A 19,196-nucleotide genomic window follows, 5' to 3' on the forward strand; every position below is an offset into this window, starting at 1 on the left:
TCCGGGCCGGACGGCGCGCGACTCGTCTTCCGCACCGCCACACGCCCGGAGGGGCAGGCGCTCGGTGACTGGCTCAGTGAGGATCCGCGCCGCCATCTCGCCACCTGGGTCAATACGGCTCGTCTCGCGAATCGTCGAACTGGAGGCGGAGTCGCGCCGGGCCCTCACATGCGTCCAACACCTCGTCCTCGGGATAGATGCGGCCGGCTTCCAGGTAGTCGGGTGTCGGTGCCAGCGGGACGAAGAGGTTTCTTTCACCGTCGGGCGGGGACAGCCACAAGGCGACCGCGCAAAGCGCCGGAATCTTCAGAATGCGGAGTTCGTAATCACCGGCCTGGATCTCTTCGTTCTCGGAGAGGTCCACGAGTGCCTGCGCGGTCGACTCCACGTATGGTCCCACGTTGACCTGCTCCAGCCCGATCGCCCGCCCGTCAGTGTCGGCAGAGACTTCACTGCTGGCCAGCACGCGCGAACCCCTGTGTGCCAGGTATCGCCAGCCGGTGACGGCGGAGTCGCCGAGTGGTCGGCGCGCAGCGAGGTCTTCGAGCCGGACGAGGTGTACCGAGTGCGGCGCCGAAAGTTCCAGATTATCCGCCTGCAACGCCATCAGGTGCACAGCTCGCGCCTCCGGGGCGAACTTCGCCAAATGCTGGAGGCCTGCCAGTGCCATCTGCCGTGAGTTCTCCGGCGGCGACGCGTAGTGAATAGCCATTACCCCACCTTGCCTGAAGGAGTGTGGTTCGGCGCCCGATGCTCATGCGGTGAGAATCGCCGGCGACATGGGCGTCGAATTTACCGATCGCGCACCCTGGACACTTCCTGCGCGGTGGTCGAGGGTTCGCGGACAAGTCCGAGTCGCCTTGTCACGTGGTATAGAACGTGACAGTCCATTTCCCTACCCCTTGATAGCTCATGCGGAAGGTGTTGTAGGGGATGAAGGACTGGCCGTACCACGGATCCTGAATGTAGAGGTATCTTTCCAGGGTGAATGGATTCAAGCTGACGACGATATCGGCATACCCGCTTATCAACGGGAAGTGTGACCCTCCGCCACTCCAGACGATTTTTGTCACCACCGGCCGCCTCGCGGCGATTTCGAATTCTAGTGCGGATGCGACTCCTTCCTCGACCTGACCGTTATGGCCAACCCGCTTCAGGGCCGAAAAGAGGTACCAAGGCCTGTTGCAGGCAGGGGTGGAGCCGTCCGCGCAACAGTCTGTCGACCCGAATTCGTCGTCTGCCAGAATGCACTGTATCCACGGGCTGGCTGCGTCATAGAAATGTGACACGCTCATTGCTGTGGCGGCCCAGCACCAATTGGTCTGCTCTTGTGGATGCATGAAGAAGGAGAATCCATCCCCTGCCATGAGTCCCACCCGCCTTCGATGGATGATTCAGGAATTTTCGCGACAAGCCCGCACTGCCCGTGGCCGGCTACCCGTCTGACATCCATGCGATCGTGCGGTGAGGGGCGAACGCATGGGTCTCGGCCCCCAGGGCGGTGCGCATGTGATGGACGATGCCGGGGGCTCCCTGGTCTTCAAGGTGGCCCTGGGGCCGCAGCCCCCTCGCGGACGGGCCCATGAGGAAGGTGTGAGAAATCGGCGAAGCACCCACGGACTCCCGGCGATCCGGGCTCTCGGAGTCGGATGTGCCGATCGGTCGGAGCCGGGCGGCGGGTACCGACGAGGGCATCTGCCGTTTCCTCGGGGCGTGTCCTTCGGCATCAACACGGCACCCATCAGATGCCTTCCACGGTACGTCACCCAGCTGGGATCGGCTCGGCGTTCCGGCCCGGAGGGTCAGCCGCGTGGGAATGGGGTGGGGGTGGGAGCTGCTGCTTCCGCCATGCGGCGAGGGTGAGTTGTGGGTACGGTAAATAGGGGGTATTGCGAGGGGTTTCGCCTCCTGAAGGCCATGTTCCCCGCACCTGCTCCGCACTTGCAGCGGACCTGCGTCGTTGCGCGCACAACCAATCTCTGGGGGCTTCGAGGAGACATCGTGGTTACTTACACCAAGCCTGCCCTGAATCCGATGACCTTCGACGAGCTGATCAACCGGCTGAAGGGGGACGAGAACGAGCGCCGCAAGGCGATCGAGATCATCCAGACTCGCGGCGTCATGGCGTTCGGAGACGAGTACTTCACGTTGAGCGACAAGCAGCACGACCAACTGGCGGCCGCCACGTCCGACCCCGCCGAGGAATTTCGGTGGAGGGCGCTCCTGAGTCAGGGACTGGCCGAGGGAACACCCGTCAGCATCGTGCCTACGGCCACCGAGATCGGCGTCAGCATCGATGTCACGGTCGGGCCGGACGGCAGCGTCAGCGTCAGCGTCGGCTGCGAGATCTAGTGCCGTGACCGGGAGGGCTGCCGGGGTGCACGCGCCTGGTCAGCGGCGCATGCCCCGTTTCCGGAGCGCCGGCCCGCGATGGCCTCTTCTGTGAGGGAGCGTCAAGGGGCCGTTCCAGAGCAATCTGAAACGGCCCCTTGACCATTCCTGGGGCCCCTGTCCGCGGACCGTGTCCTGTGTGGTGAGGGCCTCGTGAGTCCGGCGTCGGGCGGTCAGTACGGGAAGTCGCGGCGGGACTGGTACTGCTTGCCCCCGAGCAGCTCGACCACGAGGTCGGACGGGTCGGCGAGGGCGGCCAGTTGCGCGCGCATGTCCTCCTGCGGCACGCAGAAGGTGTGGGTGTAGGTGATGAGCAGGGCGGACCTCGACTCCGTGGAGCGGTTGGGGCGGGACGTGTGCCACCAGGCGCCGTCGGCGAAGATCACGCTCCCGCGGGGACCGGTGAGGATCTCGCCCTCGTCGCACCACGACTCCCCCATGTCCGGCAGCCGGTTCGCCCGGTGCGAACCGGGGATGCCGGCGGTGGCGCCGTTCTCCACGGTGAAGTCGTCCAGGAACCAGATGCACTGCCCGGCGAGCGGGACGGCGGGCCACGGCGGGGGCAGCGTCCAGTAGGGGTGGTCGGCGTGCCAGTACTGCTCGACGGAGCCGGGCCAGAGCGTGTTCGCGCTGAACGTCGAGCAGATCAGGTCCTCGCCGAGGTAGCGCCGCCACACGGCGAGGACGAAGGGATGGACCAGGGCGTCGAGGAACACGGGATCCATCGCCAGCAGATGCAGGACCCGCTGGTGTCCGCCGGGGTGCAGATTGCGCTGCTTCTCCGCGTACAGCAGCCGTTCGAGGGAATCCCGCATCCGGTCGACGGCCGGCCCGGCAGCAGGTTCTCCACCAGCAGGCAACCGCGCTCGCCGATGGCGCGGACCGCCGAGTCGGCCCGTGGCAGGTCGAGTTCTGTCGTCGTCATGGCGTTCCCCGGTCGGATTTCAGGACCAGCGGGGCAGCAGGTCGCGCAGGAGCGTCAGCCGGGCGCGCTCTCCGGTCGCAAACGGATTGTTGCTCTCCAGGCCGGGGACGATCACCCGCACGACGTGGCCGGGCGCGGTCTCCGGGCGGGAAAGGTCGAGCACGGGAACGTGGGCGACACCGGCGTCGGCGACCCGCCGCAGGGTCCACCGCAGGTCGTCGAGCACGTCGTCACCGGTGTGCCCTCGCGGGAGCGGGGCCGTGATGACGTCCGGGTCGAGCCAGAACCAGGCGTCCTCGTGCGCGATGGGACGCGGCCGTTCGTGCCGACCGAGGCTGCGGGCCCTGATCGTGAGGTCCTCGCGGCCTCCCGCCACCGAGCAGGCGATCGACTGGGCGGCCTCCAGCAGGGCCATCTCGACCGCCGTCCCGGGATCGGGATGGGTGCCGTACCCCTCGGCACGGTCCAGGCCGCGCCACACCGTCACCATGAACGTGGGGACCTCGACCTCCGACGTGATGTCGAGGACCCGGACCACGTGCCCGGCCCGGCGCAGCCGCTCCGCCGCCTCGCGCGCCCGGCCCGGAGCGGTGTCGGGGTCCACGAACCGGAACGGCGGCGCCCCCGTACCGCCGGGTTCATCAGGACGACCTCCGCGAGGCGCTGGGCATGGCGCTCCAGGTACTCGCACAGCCCGTGCAGCAACGCCTCCTCGAGGGAGAATCCCGACCCCAGACCGTTGGTCGCGATGACCTTCCGTGCCCCGCGCGGACTGAAGCAGTTGTCGCCCCGGCCGCGTTCGAGCCGCAGCAGGTCGAGCGGGACGAGGACCGTCCGGCCGGTGAGGAGGTCCGGACAGCGCATCCAGGTCAGCGGCAGCTCGGGGGTGTAACCGCTGTCGTACGGCAAGGCCAGTCCCGCCGGGTCGACGGCGTCGTCGCCCAGCTCGCGGTAGCTGCCCTCGACGAGGTCGTCGGCGCGCGGCACCCAGCGTTCCTGCGTCCACTTCTCCAACTCCTCCATGACGCTGCCGACGTACGGGCCGTCCTCGGTGAGCCCCTTGCCGCTTCCGTACGTGCTGGACCAGCGGCCGTCGGGCCGGGCGGCCTGCGCGATCTGGACGCCGCCGATGTCCCCGAGCTCGCCGACCATCCCGATCCGGGTGATCCCGATGGTCTTCGCCAGCCGCTCCGCGTGGTCGCGCGCCTGCCTCGGAGAGGTGCAGAAGCGTGGCTCCCCCGGAGGCTTCGGCCGGCTGCGCAGCCCCAGGGCGGGGTGCGGTACGGGGCGGGCGACGGGCGGGGCCCCGCCCGCCATCGTCGCGGCCAGTGCCCGGACGTTGCGCCGGGCCCGCGCGAGCCCTTCGGCGAAGGCGTCCTGCGCGACGCGGTCGCCGTGACCCCACTGTGCCACCGCTGCCGCAGGGCCTCCCGGTCGACGGCCAGGTTCGCCTTGCAGAGCACCTGCCACGCCTCGGCGAGTTCCTCGGCTCCCGCCGGGCCGGGATCCTGCTCGGCGAACAGGCGCAGCGCACCGCACCGCATCACCTCCCGCTTGAGCGAGGCGTCGTGCAGGAACAGCCCGGCGCGCACCGATCGCCGGAACCCCTCGCGATCGACCCTGGCCCACGCCGTCAGTCCGGCATCGGCCACGGACTCCGCCTCGGCACGGCGGTTGAGGGTCGACAGGTCGATGCCGAGGTCCGTGAGCGTGACCCGGGCCTCCTCCGTGCTCAGCCACCCCCAGCGGCGCACGGCGGACCGGAAGGCGGCCCGGGCGGCCTCGGCGTCGACCGCCGGCAGCAGCTCCGGCGGTACGGGATGGGCGGCACGGCCCAGCGGTTCGAGCCGCCCCGTGTAGGCGAGGAAGGCGAACAGTTCGTCGTCGTCGACCCGGTCTCCGCTCTCCCAGATCAGAGCCGTACCGGTGGCGACGGGCTCGGCGACCGGCCGCCCCGCGTCCACTCGGGCCCCTCACCGGGCACGGGCGCCACCCGGGCCGCCCCCACCGCCTCCAGGACCGACTGGGCATCCCGGTGCTCGAGGTCGTGCGCCGCCAGTATGGCGACGAGGTCGGCGCCGTCGGCGCGATCGAACAACCCGGCGGAGCGGATCGAGTCCGACGATGCACCGTACGCGGCGTTCCGGCCGACCCGGCCCCCGGGCGCGGCGGCATGCGCGTCCACCACTACTGGACCCGGGACGAGGAGTTCCTTCTCGGCACCAAGCTTCCCCGCGCGGCGGAGACGAAGGGCTGGGAGCTGACACCGGAAGCCGTCGACTTCCATCGCACGGCGTACGACGACGTCGAGGACCCGCAGATCCGGCGGTTCCTGCCGGGCCTGCGGGAGCGGCTGGGGCGCGCTCGGTAGGACTCGCCGCCCGCCGTGGCCGGACCACTCCCGAGGTGGTGGACGCCCGGCCGTGCCGCACCCGGTTCGCCGGATCGGGTTCTGGTTCGGGTTCCGCCATGCAGCCGTGATGCGTGGCCGGGCGCCGCCGACTCCCACTCGGGCCCGGACCCTGGCCCGGCCTGGCCCGGTCGACGGTGTGACCGACCGTGCGCGCCGGAAGGACGGGGGTCTCCGTGCCGGGCCTCGTGGGCCGCGCGGTGGCGGTCGGCGGCCTGCGGGGAGTGCGTGTGTGCCTCGGACGGGCCCGTGCGGTCCTGCCTGCGCCCGCCGTGATCGACATGGCCCCGTGTGCTGCCGTCCTCGTCGGCGCCGAGGGGCACGCCGCCGACAGCGGTGCCCGCACTGGACGGCGTGCGGACCGGTGCTCCCGCGGTTGCTGCTCGTAAGGCAGTTGGGGACAATGGTGATTGAGCTCCGGCTCGTTGCCGGGGTGTGGCTGGTGGAACTGTCCCACCGCACCGAGAGTCGGTGATCGGGGGCCGGATGCCCAGGATTCCACGCGGCGTGGCCGACGCGTCCGCCGGGCGGGCCGTGGTACGCGACCGCCAGGGCACACTCATCGCGCTGGATCTGGAGACCGGCGCGGTGCTGTGGCGTCAGGGACGCGACCTGCGGCCCTGCGCGCTGGTGGCCGGGACCGTGGTGGCTCTGCGCGTCGGTTCCCTCGTCCATGTCGAGCTGCTCGGCATGGACGAGGGAACCGAACGCTGGACGTCGCCCCCCGTCGCCCTGCCGGCGTGGGCTCGCCCGACGCTGCACGACTCGCCCGAGTTCAGCGTGGACGCGGAAGGGGACCAGGATCCGGTCGTGCTCCGGTGGACCGCCCGGGCCTTGTACCGGGGCGGGGCGCCACCGGGTCCCGACGTGGCGGGGAGTCAGCCCCGCACGGCGCACGGTGCCCTGCGGATCGGCGTGGCGAGTCCGTCGACGGAGCCGCAGGCCTGGACGGCGACCGAGGCGGAGTCGGAGGCGGAGGTCCCGCCACGACCCCCGCCGCTCGCCGCCGACGTCCTGGAATACGGGCAGGTCGGAGACCTCAGGATGGAGCTGACCGTGCGCCCCGGATCCGCCGGCGAAAACGCCGTCGTCCTGCGGGCGGTGGACGCCCGTACCGCTTCGGCCGTCTGGGAGGTGGTGCTCGACGAGACGGCCGAGAGCCGTCCCCGCAAACTCCGACCGTAGCCATGCCGAGCATGGATCCCCTCACACCAGAGGCGGCGCATCATGACCATCTCGGACGAACAACTCGCTCAAGCCAAGGACATCAGCGTCGAGCAGGTGCAACTGCTCCGGAGGAGCCGGGGGGCCACGAACGAGACACTCGACGGCCTGCCCGTCACGGCGGTGCGACGGGCACTGCGCCGCCTCGACTACCCCGACCTGCCCCATGCACGCGTACTGTTCCGCCTCGAACAGGAACGCGGCGACGACGGTACGGTGCCGCCGCACGCCCAGGGGGCGGCACGGGCCCGGATGCGCTCCCTGACGCGGAGCACCGCCCCGGCTCCTGAGACGGCCGGCGTCCCGACCGGTCATCTCCGCGGCGCCCGCGCGGACAGGCCGGCGCCGACGGCGGGGATGGCCCTCACCCGCTGGGAGTGGCTCGGTCCCGGGAACATCGGCGGTCGCACCCGAGCGATCGTGGTCGACCCGGACCACCCGAACAAGATGTGGGCCGCGAGCGCCGGCGGCGGCGTGTGGATCACCCGCAACGGCGGCGCGAAGTGGGCGCCCGTGGACGACTTCCTCGGCAACCTCGCCTGCGCGTGCATGGCGATGGACCCCTCGGACCCGTCGACGATCTACGTGGGCACCGGCGAGGGCTTCTCGAACGTCGACGCCCTCCGCGGCAGCGGCGTCTTCCGCACCACGGACGCGACCACGTGGACACTCCTGCCGGCCACGCAGACCGAGGACTTCCGCGCCGTGAACCGGATCGCGGTCTCCGCATCGGGTGCGGTGGTCCTCGCGGCCACCGACACCGGACTGTTCCGCAGCTCCGATCCGGCGCGGGCGACGTGGACCCGGGTCCTGGACTTCCCGCCCGGGCAGGTCGTGTTCGATCCGAGCGACGACGAGCGGGCGGTCGCCGGCTCACTCGACGCGGGTGAGGCCTGGTTCAGCGCCGACGGCGGGCTCACCTGGCAGGCCGCGACGCACGGCCCGTGGTCGGGCCGGGTCGAACTCGCCTACGCGGTGAAGGACCCGACGATCGTGTACGCCTCGGTGCAGGCGCAGACCGGCCGCATCTTCCGTTCCACCGACGGCGGCAGGACCTATCAGAGCCGAAAGACCCTGGACCCGACCGGTCACGTGGCCGACTACCTGGGCGACCAGGGCTGGTACAGCAACGCGATCTGGGCCGGGGACCCGACGGACGCGGACCTGCTGGTCACCGGTGGCGTCGATCTGTGGCGCAGCACGGACGGCGGCGACCACCTCGCCGAGATCAGCACCTGGTGGGACCCGGCCTCGGCGCACGCCGACCACCACGCCATCGTCTCGCACCCCTCCTACGACGGGACGCACAACAGGACGGTGTTCTTCGGCAACGACGGCGGCGTGTTCAAGGCCGCGGACCTCGCCGTGGTGGGGACGGAGCCGAAGGCGCCGTTCGTCGACGGCTGGACCGAACTGGACAACAACTACGGCGTCACGCAGTTCTTCGGAGGATCCGGCAACACGGTCAGCGGAAAGATCATCGGTGGCGCACAGGACAACGGCACGCTCGTCTTCGACCCCGCGGCGGGGACCGAGGGCTGGGCGGAGTTCCAGGGCGGTGACGGCGGCTGGTGCGCCTGCGACCCGACCGACCCCGACGTCCTCTACGGCGAGTACGTCTTCCTGAACATCCACCGGAACGACGACGGCGGCGCCACCGACGATCCGGACCGGTACATCAGCGGCCAGTTCTGGAACCCCGCGATCCCCGGCTGGGACTGGAAACCGGTGCCGTTCCGGATCCCCGACGCCAAGAACCAGCGGGCACTCTTCATCGCACCGTTCGTCATGGATCCGGGCAACCCGCAGCGGCTCCTCGCCGGCGGCCTCTCGCTGTGGCGGACGAACAACGCGAAGGCAGCGAACACGCCGACCTCGGGCCCCAGCTGGACGTCGGTCAAGCCCAGCGCGGGCTCGCCCATCAGCGCGCTCGCCGTCGCCCCGACCGACTCCGACATCGTCTGGGTGGGCCACCGCAACGGCATGCTCTTCCACACCACCAACGGCACGGCGACGACCCCGACCTGGGAGCGCGTCGGAGTGATCGGCCCGAGTCCGCTGCGGCCCCAGCGGTACTGCACGCGCATCACCGCCCACCCGGCGGACGTGAAGAGCGCCTACGTCGCCTTCGGCGGGTTCGAGGCCGGCAACCTGTGGGTGACGAACGACGGCGGAGCGGAGTGGACGGATCTCTCCCCGACGCTGCCCGCCGCCCCCGTACGGGCGCTCGCCGTGCATCCGCGGCGCCATGAGTTCCTGTACTGCGGCACCGAGGTCGGCCTGTTCGCGAGCGAGGACGAGGGGACGACCTGGTCGCCGACGAACGAGGGCCCGGCCAACTGCTCGGTCGACGACCTGTTCTGGATGGACGAGACCCTGGTCTGTGTGACCCACGGCCGCGGCATGTTCCGGATCGACCTCTCTTCGGTCTGACGGTCTCCGATGGTGAAGGTGAGCACGATGATGCGCAACGTACGCCTGCGGGGCCGGATCGAAGCGATCGCGGCCTCCCTCAGCGGACTGTTGTTCCTCCTGACCCTGATCTGGCCGGCCTGGATCGAGGGGGTCTTCGGAGTCGACCCCGACCAGCACAGCGGAGCCCTGGAAGCGGTCGTCGTCGGGGTCGCCCTCGTCGCCACGATCACGTTCTCGCTGCTCGCGCGCGCCGAATTCCGCAGGGCACGCGCCGTGCGGACCTGAAGCACCCTTTAGGTGCGCGAGGCGAAGCGTACGGGCAGCCGGTCGAGGCAGATGTGCCGGCCGTTCTCGAAGTAGCGGGTCGGGTTCTCGGTGAGGGTGAACTCCGGGTGCCGGAGGAGTTCGTGCAGCACCTGGGCGAACTCCGCCCGGGCGAGGTGGGCTCCCAAGCAGAAGTGGATGCCGTGGCCGAAGGTGAGATGCCGGTTGATGCCGCGGTCGAGGCGGAAGGCGTCCGGGTCGGGGAAGACCTCCGGGTCGCGGTTGGCCGCACCGGTCAGCAGCACCACCCTGGCGCCGGCCGGGATCTCGGTGCCGCTCACGACGACCGGCCGGGTGGTGACGCGGGTGCCGTGGTCGACGGGCGTCCACAGCCGTAGCGCCTCCTCCACGGCGGCCGGGACCAGGCCGGGATCCCGTCTGAGCGCCGACTGGAGTTCGGGCTGCCGGCCGAGCTGCCACAGCAGGTGGGCCAGGGTGTTCATCGAGGTCTCGTGGCCGGCGATGGCGTACGCGACGAGCATCACGTGCAGCTCCTCGCGCGTGGCGGGCCGCCCGTCGAACGGCAGGCGCACGAGGGTGCTGAGGTAGTCGTCGCCGGGCTGTTCCCGGGCCCGGCGGATCTCGCCGTCGAACAGCGCGGCGAACGCCGGCCAGAAGCCTCCGGGTCCGTCGTCCTTGGGCATGCGCGCCCAGGTGTTGCTCGTGAGCTCCCGGATGCTGTGCTGGGCGTGCTCGGTGAAGCCGACGGCGAGTCCCACCACGGCCAGCGGCAGCGGCACGGCCAGTTCGGCGACCAGGTCGCCGTGGCCGCGTTCGGCGATCGGGGTGACGTGCGCGCGGATCAGGTCCGCCAGCGCACCGTGCAGCTCGCGGACGCGGGACAGCAGGAACGGCGGCTTCATCGCGGCACGGAATCGGTTCTGCTCGGGCGGGTCGTACTCCAGCGGCGCGAAGCGGGGCGTGCCGGCGGCGCGGGGGAAGAAGACGCCGGAGGCGGAGCTGAAGGTCTCGTGGTCGGCCAGCGCGGCCCGTACGTCCTGGTAGCGGGAGACGATCCAGGTGCCGCCGTGCGCATGCGAGTAGGCGACCGGTGTGGCGGTGCGGATCGCCCGGTGCACGTCCACGGCGAGGTCGGGGGTCAGATGCGGGTCGTGGGCGTCGAAGTCGGCGGTGAGGCGGGCCAGATGGGGGCAGCCCGGGCCGGGGACGGAGGAAGAGGAGGAGGCGTGGGTGGCCGGTGCGGTCTGTGTCATCGTCGCCCTCCGGACGCCGTGGTGGGGTCGTGGGACTCGTCGGTGATCCAGCGGACCATGCGCCGCAGCGGTTCGGTCGCGTCCTGCGGAAGGTCGGGGCGGTAGTCGGTCGCCCGGCCGAGAGGCACCAGGCGTTGTACACCGTGGAAGGGCGCCAGGTCGCGCAACCGCTTCTTGAGGGCGTCCGGGTAGACCCCGAGGGTCTGCGTGGAGGCGTCCATCCCGGAGAGCGCCTGCTCGGCGTCGTCCACCGGGATCACGTTGGCGACGCGTCCGGACAGCGCGGTGTGGAAGGAGACGGGGTCCGGAGTACGGGAGAGGACCACGGCCCCTTCGTCGGCCCTGCCGCCGATCACCCGGTACCAGTCGCCGCCGGTGGCACGGAGGGCACGCAGATGTTCGCGCAGGGCGGGGTCGAAGTGCCGGGCCGGAGTGCTGCGGTGGGCGGGCAGTGCCTGGATCTCGGCGTGCAGCAGTTCCGCCCACTCCTCGGCCCGCCGCAGCCCCGCCGCGTCGGTTCCGGTCACCACGTGCACGACGCGGGCGTTGAAGCAGGCCAGTTGGTTCAGCTCGCCGACGTCGGCGGCGGCCAGCCTCGCGCTGTGGGCCATGGCGGCGGCGTCGGTGAAGCCCTCCGGGCCGATCACCGTGCCGCTGGCCTTGGGGTCGAGGGCGACGACCTCGAGACCGGGACGGATGTAGCGGGTGATGTGCCGCATCGCGGCCATGCCGCCCCAGGCGATGATCTTGTCCAGGTTGCGGGGCTGGTAGAGCGCCTGCTCGACCGTCTCGTCACCGCCCTTCCAATAGGCCACCGCCAGATGCCGGGTCAGCGGGTGGTCCGGGGCCGCGTCGGCCAGCGTGCGGGCGATCGCGACCGCCGTGAGCGGGTCGTTGGACGGCGTCTTGACGATCGCGTCGGAGCGGGTGAGCGCGTTCCGGATGACGGTGAGCGCGGCGATCATCGGGTGGTTGCCCGCGATGACGTGCACCGTCCGCGCCCCGACGGCGCGGACCGCGGCGCCGCGTCCGTCGCGACCGGGCACGGGGACCCAGCCGTCGAGGAACCGCGTGCCGACGGTGTGCTCCGCCACGTCGTGCAGTGCCTCGCGGGTGAACAGCTCCGGCAGGCCCTCGTACGCGGCGCGCAGGACCGGCTCGGTCATGTCGGACCAGGCGGCCGCGGTGCGGAGCGCCTCGCGGAGCAACGGGTTGGCCTCCAGCGTCAGGAGGGGGCCGAGCGCGGCGAGCAGGTCGATGATCTCGGCGGTGCGCAGAGCGTGCAGCTCCGACAGGGCGCTCGGGTCACGCAGCGGCAGTCGGGGCAGGAGGGCGGCCGGGTCGGGGGCGTGGAAGGCGGGGCGACCGGGACGGCCTCCGAAGGGGACGAGCCGGTCGGTGACGGTGGTGCCCCGCACGTAGGCCGGCACGGTCAGGGAACCGGCGGCGGTGTCGGGCGGAAGCGTGGGCGCGGTCATGGGGTGATTCCTCGGGGTCGACAGGGTCACAGGGCGGCGTCGGCGAGGTACTCGAGGGCGTCGTCCAGCGCCTCCGGAGTGGCCGCGCACGTGATCTTGTCGTCGTCCTCGAACCGGGAGATGCCGGGCTCCACCCGCGGTGTGGTGCGCCCGCAGGAACAGGGGTCGTAGGAGACCGCGACCCGGTCGCCGGTGACGAAACCGCCCCAGTACACGTCCGCCGTGAGGTCGAAGAAGGCCGCCCTGCCGCGCACGGTGCCCTGCCGGGGGAGGGGCCGGCCGGTGTCCGGGTCGAGCACGTAGGGGACGATCCACGGTTCGACGTGGTAGGCGCCCGCCGGGCAGACCAGGCTCAGCATGATCAGTTCCACCATGGCGTACACCAGCCGTACGGACGGCACGCCGGCGAACCTGGCCACCTGGGCCGCCCAGTCGTCCGGCAGCACCGAGCCCTTGGTGCCCCCGCCGGGCATCAGGACGGAATCGGGGGCGAAGACGCCGTCGAGCCCCTGGTCCAGGCCCGCGCGGGCCCACTCGTGATAGGTCTCCCACAGGCTGAGCGACACGACGCGTTCGCCCCGCAGCCGTTCGGCGAGGTCGGCGGTGAAGCGGCGCATGGCCTCGGGCGCCGAACGGCGGCCGGCCAGGTAGCGGTCGCGCTGCTCCCGCAGGGCCGCGGGGATCTCCACCTGACCCGGGCGCCCGCCGGCCGCCTTGACCCGGGCGGCGAGCAGCATCAGGTCGGCGCTGAGGTGGCCGGGGTCGAGGGTGTGGAAGTGGTCGGGGCTGTGGCGGGAGAGCTGCTCGAACATCGCCGTGGCGTGCCGGGCGATGCCGCTGCGCCCGCTGCGGTACGAGGGCCAGACGACGTGCACCGGTTCGTCCGCCGGGGTGCCCGCCGGCACGGTGTCGTGCCGCACGATCTCGTACAGCAGGCCGTACTGCTCCGCCGTGTGCGGCACGAAGGACATGGTGCCCGAGGTGCCCGAGGAATGGGCCAGGCGCAGCCGGGTGTGGTCGTCGATCAGGGTCAGCCAGGCGTCGACGCTGTCGCAGCCGGAGGTGTCGAGGCCGCTGAGGTCGACGGTGGTGAGCTGGGAGATCCAGCGGGTGAGCTGGTCGAACCGGCCCTGGGACAGCAGCGACGGGGGGTAGGACTTGTAGACGGTGTGGGGCAGGAGGAGCTGGGCCGCGTCGTCGAGCGCACCGATGCCGTCCAGGTTCTGCTCCCGGGCGAGCGCGCCGACCACCGGCAGCCGGTCCACGAGTTCGGTGAAGCGCATGCGCAGCGCGGCGAGTTGGAGCGCGGCCAGGTCGGGTGCCGGCAGCCGGTGCATGGACGCGCGGTCACCGCCGAACCAGCGCAGCGGATCGTCGGCGAACCGTCGCACGTCGTGGTCGGGCCGGCGAGGAGACGGGGGGCGTACGGGGGTGGTGGTCATCGGTGGATCACTCCTTCACGCGAGCGGGGTCGTGGCGGTCGGCTCGGTCTGCTCCGCCGGTTCCGCGAGTTCCGTCAGGTACGTCGCGATGTCGGCGGCGGCGGGGCGGCTCCACAGCAGCGTGGGCGGCAACGGGACCGCGAGACGGCGTTCGAGGTCGGTGCGGAAGGCGACGGTGCGCAGGGAGTCCAGGCCCAGATCGGACAGGGCGTGGTGGGCGGCGATGCCGGCGGGCTCGCTGCCCAGGACGCGGGCGGCCGCACCGCGGACTTCCTGGAGCAGGACGTCGTACCGGCGCTGGGCGGGCAGCTTCCGCCACACCGGGTCGGGGGCGGCTTCACGGGCAGGGCCCGCCGTGTGTGCGGTCCGTGCCCGCAGCTCGCGCAGGAGCGGGGGCGCCATCAGCGGGTTCGGGTCCTCACCGGGGCCCGGATCGGTCAGGCGGAACACGGCCAGCTCGCCGTGCCGGCCGGCATCGGCGCCGCCCCACGCCTCCAGTGCCTCCTCGGCGTCGAGGGCGTCCGTGCCCCGGGCCCGTAGCTCGGCGGTCACGGTGTCGGCCTCGGCGGCCATGCCGAGCCCGCGCCAACTCGTCCACGCCAGCGCCAGCGTGTCGCGGTGCCCGCCGGCCCGGCGGTGCCGGGCGAGCCCGTCGAGGAAGGCGTTGGCCGCGGCGTACGGGCCCTGGCCCGGCAGGTGCAGCAGTTGGCCGGCGGACGAGTACAGGACGAAGAAGTCCACGCTGCCCGGCGGGAAGAGGCCGTGCAGGGCGAGTGCGCCGCTCGTCTTGGCGCGCAGCACGTGCTCCCACACGGGCGCGTCGGCGTCCGGCAGGAAGCCGCCGGCGGTGACGCCCGCCGCGTGCACGACCCCGCGGACCGGTGGCAGTCCGAGCGCGTCGGGGTCCAGGGCCCGGCGCAGGGCCTCCCCGTCGCACACATCGGCGGCCACCACCCGTACCGTGACGCCCGCGCGCTCCAACGACCGCACTGCGGCGACGCGTTCGGCCTCCGCTCCCGGCGGCAGACCGTCCCAGTCCCGGCGCGGAGGCAGTCCCGTACGGCCGAGGAGGACCAGTCGGCGTGCGCCGCGCCCCGCGAGCCAGGCGGCGGTGCGCAGGCCGAGCGCGCCGAGGCCGCCGGTGACGAGGTAGGTCGCGTCCGGACGGCACCGCGGCCCGCCGTCCTGGACGGGCGGGGCCGGCACCAGGCGGCCGGCCCAGGCGGCGCCCGCCTCGACGGAGACGACGTCCTCGGTGCCGGTCCGGCCCAGCAGCCCGGTGAGCGCCGCCAGATCGTCCGGTCCGGGCGTGGCGGGAAGGTCGATCACTCCGCGGTACAGGTGGGGGAGTTCGCCGGCCAGCGCGCGGCCCAGGCCCCACAGGGCACCCTGCGCCACCGCGCGTACGTCGTCGGCCGTCCCCGCCCCGCGGGTCACGACCCACAGGGCCGCCGGGGCGCTGTTCGCGGCGAGCACCGTGGCGGTGCGTGCCAGGAGACGGACGTGCTCAAGGGCGGCCCGGTCGGGGCCGAGGCCGCCGTCGCCGTGCGGCGGGGCGACCAGGACCACGTCGCCGGGTGCGGTGCGCAGTCCGTCGGGACCGTGCAGGTGCTCGGCGCCCAGGGCCCGGGCGAAGCCGGGTTCGGACCCGATCACCACGACGCGCCGCGGGGGCCGGGCGTCCGGCTGGGGCGGCAGGGGGCGGCGGGCGGTGGCGAACACGGTGCCGCCGGTCGTGGCGGGGTCGGGCGCCGGGGAGGCGTAGCGCAGCCCGCGCATGCGGATGCGGGTCCGCCCTTCGGGGCCCACGAGGTCGAGGTCCACGGTGTCGTCCGTGCCGGACCGCAGCCGGATCACGAGCACGGCCTCCTCGGGCGCCTCGCCGGAGTCCGCCAGGCACAGCGTCGTCAGCGCGGCCGGCATCCGCAGACGCGGCGCACCGGGCAGACACACCGAGGCGGTGGAGAAGGCCGCGTCCAGGAGCGCGGCCCAGGTGCGGGGTCGTCCGGTCGGCGCGGTGACGACGGCGTACGCCGATTCCTCCGTGCGCACCAGTTCCTTGACCGTCCAGACGAACCCCATGGAGGGCACGTCCAGCTCCGCGAGCCGGTCGGTCACCAGGGACGGATCCTCCAGGACCGCCTCGGGGCCGGGGCCGGTGAGCGGCGGCAGCGCGTCATGGGCGCACGGGGTGGTGAGGGCGGTGGTGTGGGTGAGCCAGGCGCCGGTCTCGGCACCGTTCCCGCGTGGCTCCCGTGGCTCCCGTGGCTCCCGTGTCTCTCGTGCGGCGAGGCGCGAGGACAGCCGCAGGGCGTCGGACCGCAGCACGACCTGGACGTCACGGGGGACTCCCGCGGCGACCGGGACGGCGAGACGGACCCGGGTCAGACAGCCCGACTCCGCGCCTCCGCCGGCCAGTGCGGCGGCGCGCGCGAGGGTGTGCACCAGGACGGCGGCCGGCACCACCTCGGTCCCCGCCACGGGATGGTCGCCCGGGTAGGGGCGGCCCGCCATGTCCAGACGGGTCTGCCACAGGTGCAGCGGGTCGGGCCCGGGCCCGGTGGTGTGCTCGCCGAGCAGGGTGTGACCGGCCGGGTCGTGGCCGGCACCGGACGAGCCGCCCGTCTCGGAGGGTGCCGCCCAGTGCCGCGTCTGCTGCCAGGCGGTGGCCGGCAGGTCGATGAGGCCGCCTTCCCCGTGGTGCGCCGTCCAGTCGAGCTCGACGCCCGCGCCGTACAGCGCCGCCGCGTTGGCGAGGAGCGCGGCCCGCTCGCGGCTGTCGCGGCGCAGGGTGTGCGCGACGACCGGACCCGGGCGACCCGGGGTGTGCGCGCCCGACAGGGTCTCGGCGACCGAGTGCGCGACCACCGGGTGGGTGGACACCTCGACGAAGGCGTGGTGCCCGTCCTGCCACGCCGCCTCCACGGCGGCCCGCAGTCGCACGGGGGCGCGCAGGTTGGTGGCCCAGTAGGCGCCGTCGCGGGGAGCGTCGTCGCGCGGTCGCGCGAGCGCGGTGGTGTACAGCGGCAGCCGCGGCGGACGGATGGTCAGGTCCGCGCAGGCGGTTTCGAGCGGCGCGGTCAGCGGGTCGAGCAGGGGGGTGTGGAAGGCCGTGTCGCTGGCCACCGGCCGGGTGGACGTCCCCTGCCCGGCCCAGGCGGCGGTCAGTCGGGCCAGCGCGTCCGCCCGGCCCGACAGCACGCAACTGGTGGGCGAGGCGTCGATCGCCGCCCACACGTCCGTCACCCCCTCGGTCGCGAGGCGCCGCTCGGCGTCCTGGAAGGACAGGGGTACGAGGGCCATGGCGCCGTCTCCCGCGGCCCGCCGCACCAGGGCGGCGCGCCGGCACGCCAGCCGGGCGGCGTCCGCCTCGTCCAGCACTCCCGCGACGGCCGCGGCGGCGATCTCGCCGACGGAGTGTCCGATCACCGCCGCCGGCCGGAACCCGTAGGAGCGCCACACGGCCGCGAGGCCGAGCTGCACCGCGACCGTGAGGGCCTGAACGCGCCCCGTGTCGCCGAGGTCGGCCGCATCGAGTGCCTCGCGCGGTGAGAACCCGGCCTCGGTACGGAAGACGTCGTCGAGCCGGTCAAGTACGGCGGCGAAGGCGGGCTCTTCCGCGAGCAGGGTCCGTCCCATGCCGGGCCATTGCGCGCCGTGCCCGGAGAAGACCCAGACCGCGTCGCCGAGCGGTCGGGCCGCCGGCAGCTCCTGCTCGTCCTCGCGGGCCAGGTCGCGCAGGGCGACGGACAGTTCGTCGAAGGTGTCGGCGGTCACGGCGGCCCGGTGCGCGAGGGGCGAGCGGTGCACGGCGAGCGTACGGCCGACATCCGCCAGGGCGAGTTCCGGGTGGGCGGCCGCGTGTCCGGCGAGCCGTTCGGCGTTGGCGCGCAGGTGGCCCGCCGATGCGCCGGAGAGCGGGAACAGGCCGCGGGCGGGCCGGTCGGCCGCCCGACCGGACGGGGCGGGAGGCTGCTCCAGGATCAGGTGGGCGAGGGTGCCGCCGTAGCCGTAGCTGGACACGCCGGCCAGTCGCCGGGGGCCTCGGGCCGGCCAGGGGCGTTCCTCGGTGACCAGACGCAGCCCCGCGTCGGCCCACGGAATCGCCGGGCTCGGGCCGGTGACGCCGGGCGTCGCGGGCAGTCGCCCGTGGCCCAGGGCCAGGACGCAGGTGAGCAGGCCGGCGGCGCCGGAGGCCGCCTCCAGGTGGCCGATGAGTCCCTTCACCGACCCGATGAGGAGTGGATCGCCGGCCTCGCGCACCACGCCGTAGGCCGCGGCCAGCGCTGCGGCCTCCACCGGGTCGCCCGCGCGGGTGCCGGTGCCGTGCGCCTCGACGTAGTCGAGGTCGCCGGGCGCGATCCCGGCCGCGCGGCACGCGGCCCGCAGAACCGCCTCCTGAGCGCGGGCGCTCGGAGCCATGATGCCGGGAGTACGGCCGTCCTGGCCGACGGCGCTGCCGCGGATCACGGCGAGCACGCGGTCGCCGTCGCGGCGGGCGTCGGAGAGCGTCTTGAGTACGGCGACGACGCATCCCTCACCGCGCCCGTACCCGTCCGCCGCCGCGTCGAAGGGCTTGCTGCGACCGTCGGGGGAGGTCGCTCCGGCCCGGGCCAGGGTGACGGCGAGGCCGGGGCCGGCCATCAGCATCACGCCTCCGGCCAGCGCGATCCGGCACTCGCGGGCGCGCAGCGCCTGGCAGGCGGTGTGCACGGCCACGAGGGAGGAGGAGCAGGCGGTGTCGATGACGGCACTCGGGCCGCGCAGGTCCAGTGCGTGCGAGATGCGGTTGGCCGCGCCGCACGGCGACGCGCCGATCCCGCTCCACGCCTGGATGCCGGGCAGGTCTTCGAGCACCCGGCGGCCGTAGTCGTCGGCCCCGATCCCCACGTAGACGCCGGTGTCCGACCCCGCCAGGCCGCGGGCCGGGACCCCCGCGTGCTCCAGCGCCTCCCAGGCCACCTCCAGGGCCATGCGGTGCTGCGGGTCCATCATCGCGGCCTCGTCGGCCGGGATGCCGAAGAAGCCCGCGTCGAAGCCGGCTATGTCGTCCCGGTACGCGCCGCGGGAGGGCGTGTCGGCCAGGACGCGTCGGGCGGCGGCGCCGCCCCGGGCGACCGCCTCGGCCCACCGGTCGGCGGGCAGGTCCCCCACGACGGGTTCACCGTTCGACAGCCGCTCCCACAACTGCTCCGGGGAGTCGATGCCGCCCGGAAGGCGGCAAGCGATGCCGATCACCGCGATGGGTTCACGTTCGGGGCTTGCCGGGGTACTGGGCATGCGGCGGGACTCTCCTCGGTGGTGTGGACGGCCTGTTTCGGTGCCCCGTGCGGGCGGCTCGGGGCATGCGGCGGACTGGCCGGCCGCACCGAG

General features: G+C 72.9%; 15 protein-coding genes. 6 read left to right on the plus strand and 9 right to left on the minus strand.

Annotated features, from left to right (window positions below):
- Window positions 1-109: 109 nt before the first annotated feature.
- Together GGE06_RS28305 and GGE06_RS28310 are read right to left on the minus strand one after the other, a co-directional pair.
- Window positions 110-712 carry a hypothetical protein gene (locus GGE06_RS28305; RefSeq protein WP_116157835.1) on the minus strand — a complete coding sequence of 201 codons (603 nt, stop codon included), beginning with the start codon at window positions 710-712 and terminating at the stop codon, window positions 110-112.
- A 151-nt stretch (window positions 713-863) separates the two neighbouring features.
- A complete protein-coding gene (locus GGE06_RS28310) occupies window positions 864-1,367 on the minus strand; it encodes a papain-like cysteine protease family protein (RefSeq protein WP_246532832.1) in 504 nt (167 codons plus the stop codon).
- 634 nt (window positions 1,368-2,001) lie between these two features.
- On the opposite strand from GGE06_RS28310, the gene GGE06_RS28315 reads away from it, so the two are divergent.
- Window positions 2,002-2,352, plus strand: a complete 351-nt coding sequence (locus tag GGE06_RS28315) for a hypothetical protein (RefSeq protein ID WP_312883332.1) — start codon at window positions 2,002-2,004, stop codon at window positions 2,350-2,352.
- A 212-nt stretch (window positions 2,353-2,564) separates the two neighbouring features.
- Here the strand turns inward: GGE06_RS28315 and GGE06_RS28320 are convergent, their stop codons facing one another.
- The 3 genes from GGE06_RS28320 to GGE06_RS43845 all read right to left on the minus strand — a co-directional run bounded on the left by GGE06_RS28320 (window position 2,565) and on the right by GGE06_RS43845 (window position 4,729).
- Entirely contained in the window at window positions 2,565-3,206 is a 642-nt protein-coding gene (locus GGE06_RS28320; RefSeq protein ID WP_246532795.1) for a phytanoyl-CoA dioxygenase family protein, read from the minus strand.
- 129 nt (window positions 3,207-3,335) lie between these two features.
- On the minus strand, window positions 3,336-3,872 hold the full coding sequence (locus GGE06_RS43515) for a YcaO-like family protein (protein ID WP_281402386.1): 537 nt from the start codon (window positions 3,870-3,872) through the stop codon (window positions 3,336-3,338).
- On the minus strand, window positions 3,800-4,729 hold the full coding sequence (locus GGE06_RS43845) for a YcaO-like family protein (RefSeq protein WP_312883333.1): 930 nt from the start codon (window positions 4,727-4,729) through the stop codon (window positions 3,800-3,802). The genes GGE06_RS43515 and GGE06_RS43845 overlap by 73 nt, the downstream gene beginning before the upstream one ends.
- 291 nt (window positions 4,730-5,020) lie before the next feature.
- Here GGE06_RS43845 and GGE06_RS42850 point away from each other — a divergent pair, with 291 nt between their 5' ends.
- From GGE06_RS42850 to GGE06_RS28340, 5 genes are all read left to right on the plus strand, one after another.
- On the plus strand, window positions 5,021-5,176 hold the full coding sequence (locus GGE06_RS42850; protein ID WP_246532796.1) for a hypothetical protein: 156 nt from the start codon (window positions 5,021-5,023) through the stop codon (window positions 5,174-5,176).
- 187 nt (window positions 5,177-5,363) lie between these two features.
- Entirely contained in the window at window positions 5,364-5,687 is a 324-nt protein-coding gene (locus GGE06_RS42855; protein ID WP_246532797.1) for a hypothetical protein, read from the plus strand.
- Window positions 5,688-6,233: 546 nt separating this feature from the next.
- Window positions 6,234-6,911: a PQQ-binding-like beta-propeller repeat protein gene (locus GGE06_RS28330; protein ID WP_116157830.1), complete on the plus strand. Its 678-nt coding sequence runs from the start codon at window positions 6,234-6,236 to the stop codon at window positions 6,909-6,911.
- A 42-nt stretch (window positions 6,912-6,953) separates the two neighbouring features.
- Window positions 6,954-9,383 carry a WD40/YVTN/BNR-like repeat-containing protein gene (locus tag GGE06_RS28335; RefSeq protein ID WP_184932116.1) on the plus strand — a complete coding sequence of 810 codons (2,430 nt, stop codon included), beginning with the start codon at window positions 6,954-6,956 and terminating at the stop codon, window positions 9,381-9,383.
- 27 nt (window positions 9,384-9,410) lie between these two features.
- Window positions 9,411-9,650 carry an ABC transporter permease gene (locus GGE06_RS28340; RefSeq protein ID WP_246532798.1) on the plus strand — a complete coding sequence of 80 codons (240 nt, stop codon included), beginning with the start codon at window positions 9,411-9,413 and terminating at the stop codon, window positions 9,648-9,650.
- Between the two features lie 8 nt (window positions 9,651-9,658).
- Here GGE06_RS28340 and GGE06_RS28345 read toward each other — a convergent pair whose 3' ends face one another.
- The 4 genes from GGE06_RS28345 to GGE06_RS28360 are packed head-to-tail and all read right to left on the minus strand — an operon-like array spanning window position 9,659 to window position 19,103.
- Entirely contained in the window at window positions 9,659-10,903 is a 1,245-nt protein-coding gene (locus GGE06_RS28345; RefSeq protein ID WP_184932117.1) for a cytochrome P450, read from the minus strand.
- A complete protein-coding gene (locus GGE06_RS28350) occupies window positions 10,900-12,381 on the minus strand; it encodes an acyl-CoA reductase (protein ID WP_116157827.1) in 1,482 nt (493 codons plus the stop codon). The genes GGE06_RS28345 and GGE06_RS28350 overlap by 4 nt, the downstream gene beginning before the upstream one ends.
- A 26-nt stretch (window positions 12,382-12,407) precedes the next feature.
- A complete protein-coding gene (locus GGE06_RS28355; RefSeq protein ID WP_184932118.1) occupies window positions 12,408-13,823 on the minus strand; it encodes a hypothetical protein in 1,416 nt (471 codons plus the stop codon).
- 15 nt (window positions 13,824-13,838) lie between these two features.
- Entirely contained in the window at window positions 13,839-19,103 is a 5,265-nt protein-coding gene (locus GGE06_RS28360; protein ID WP_184932119.1) for a type I polyketide synthase, read from the minus strand.
- Between the last annotated feature and the right edge of the window lie 93 nt (window positions 19,104-19,196).

The organism is Streptomyces nymphaeiformis (genome assembly GCF_014203895.1).
GTDB lineage: Bacteria > Actinomycetota > Actinomycetes > Streptomycetales > Streptomycetaceae > Streptomyces > Streptomyces nymphaeiformis.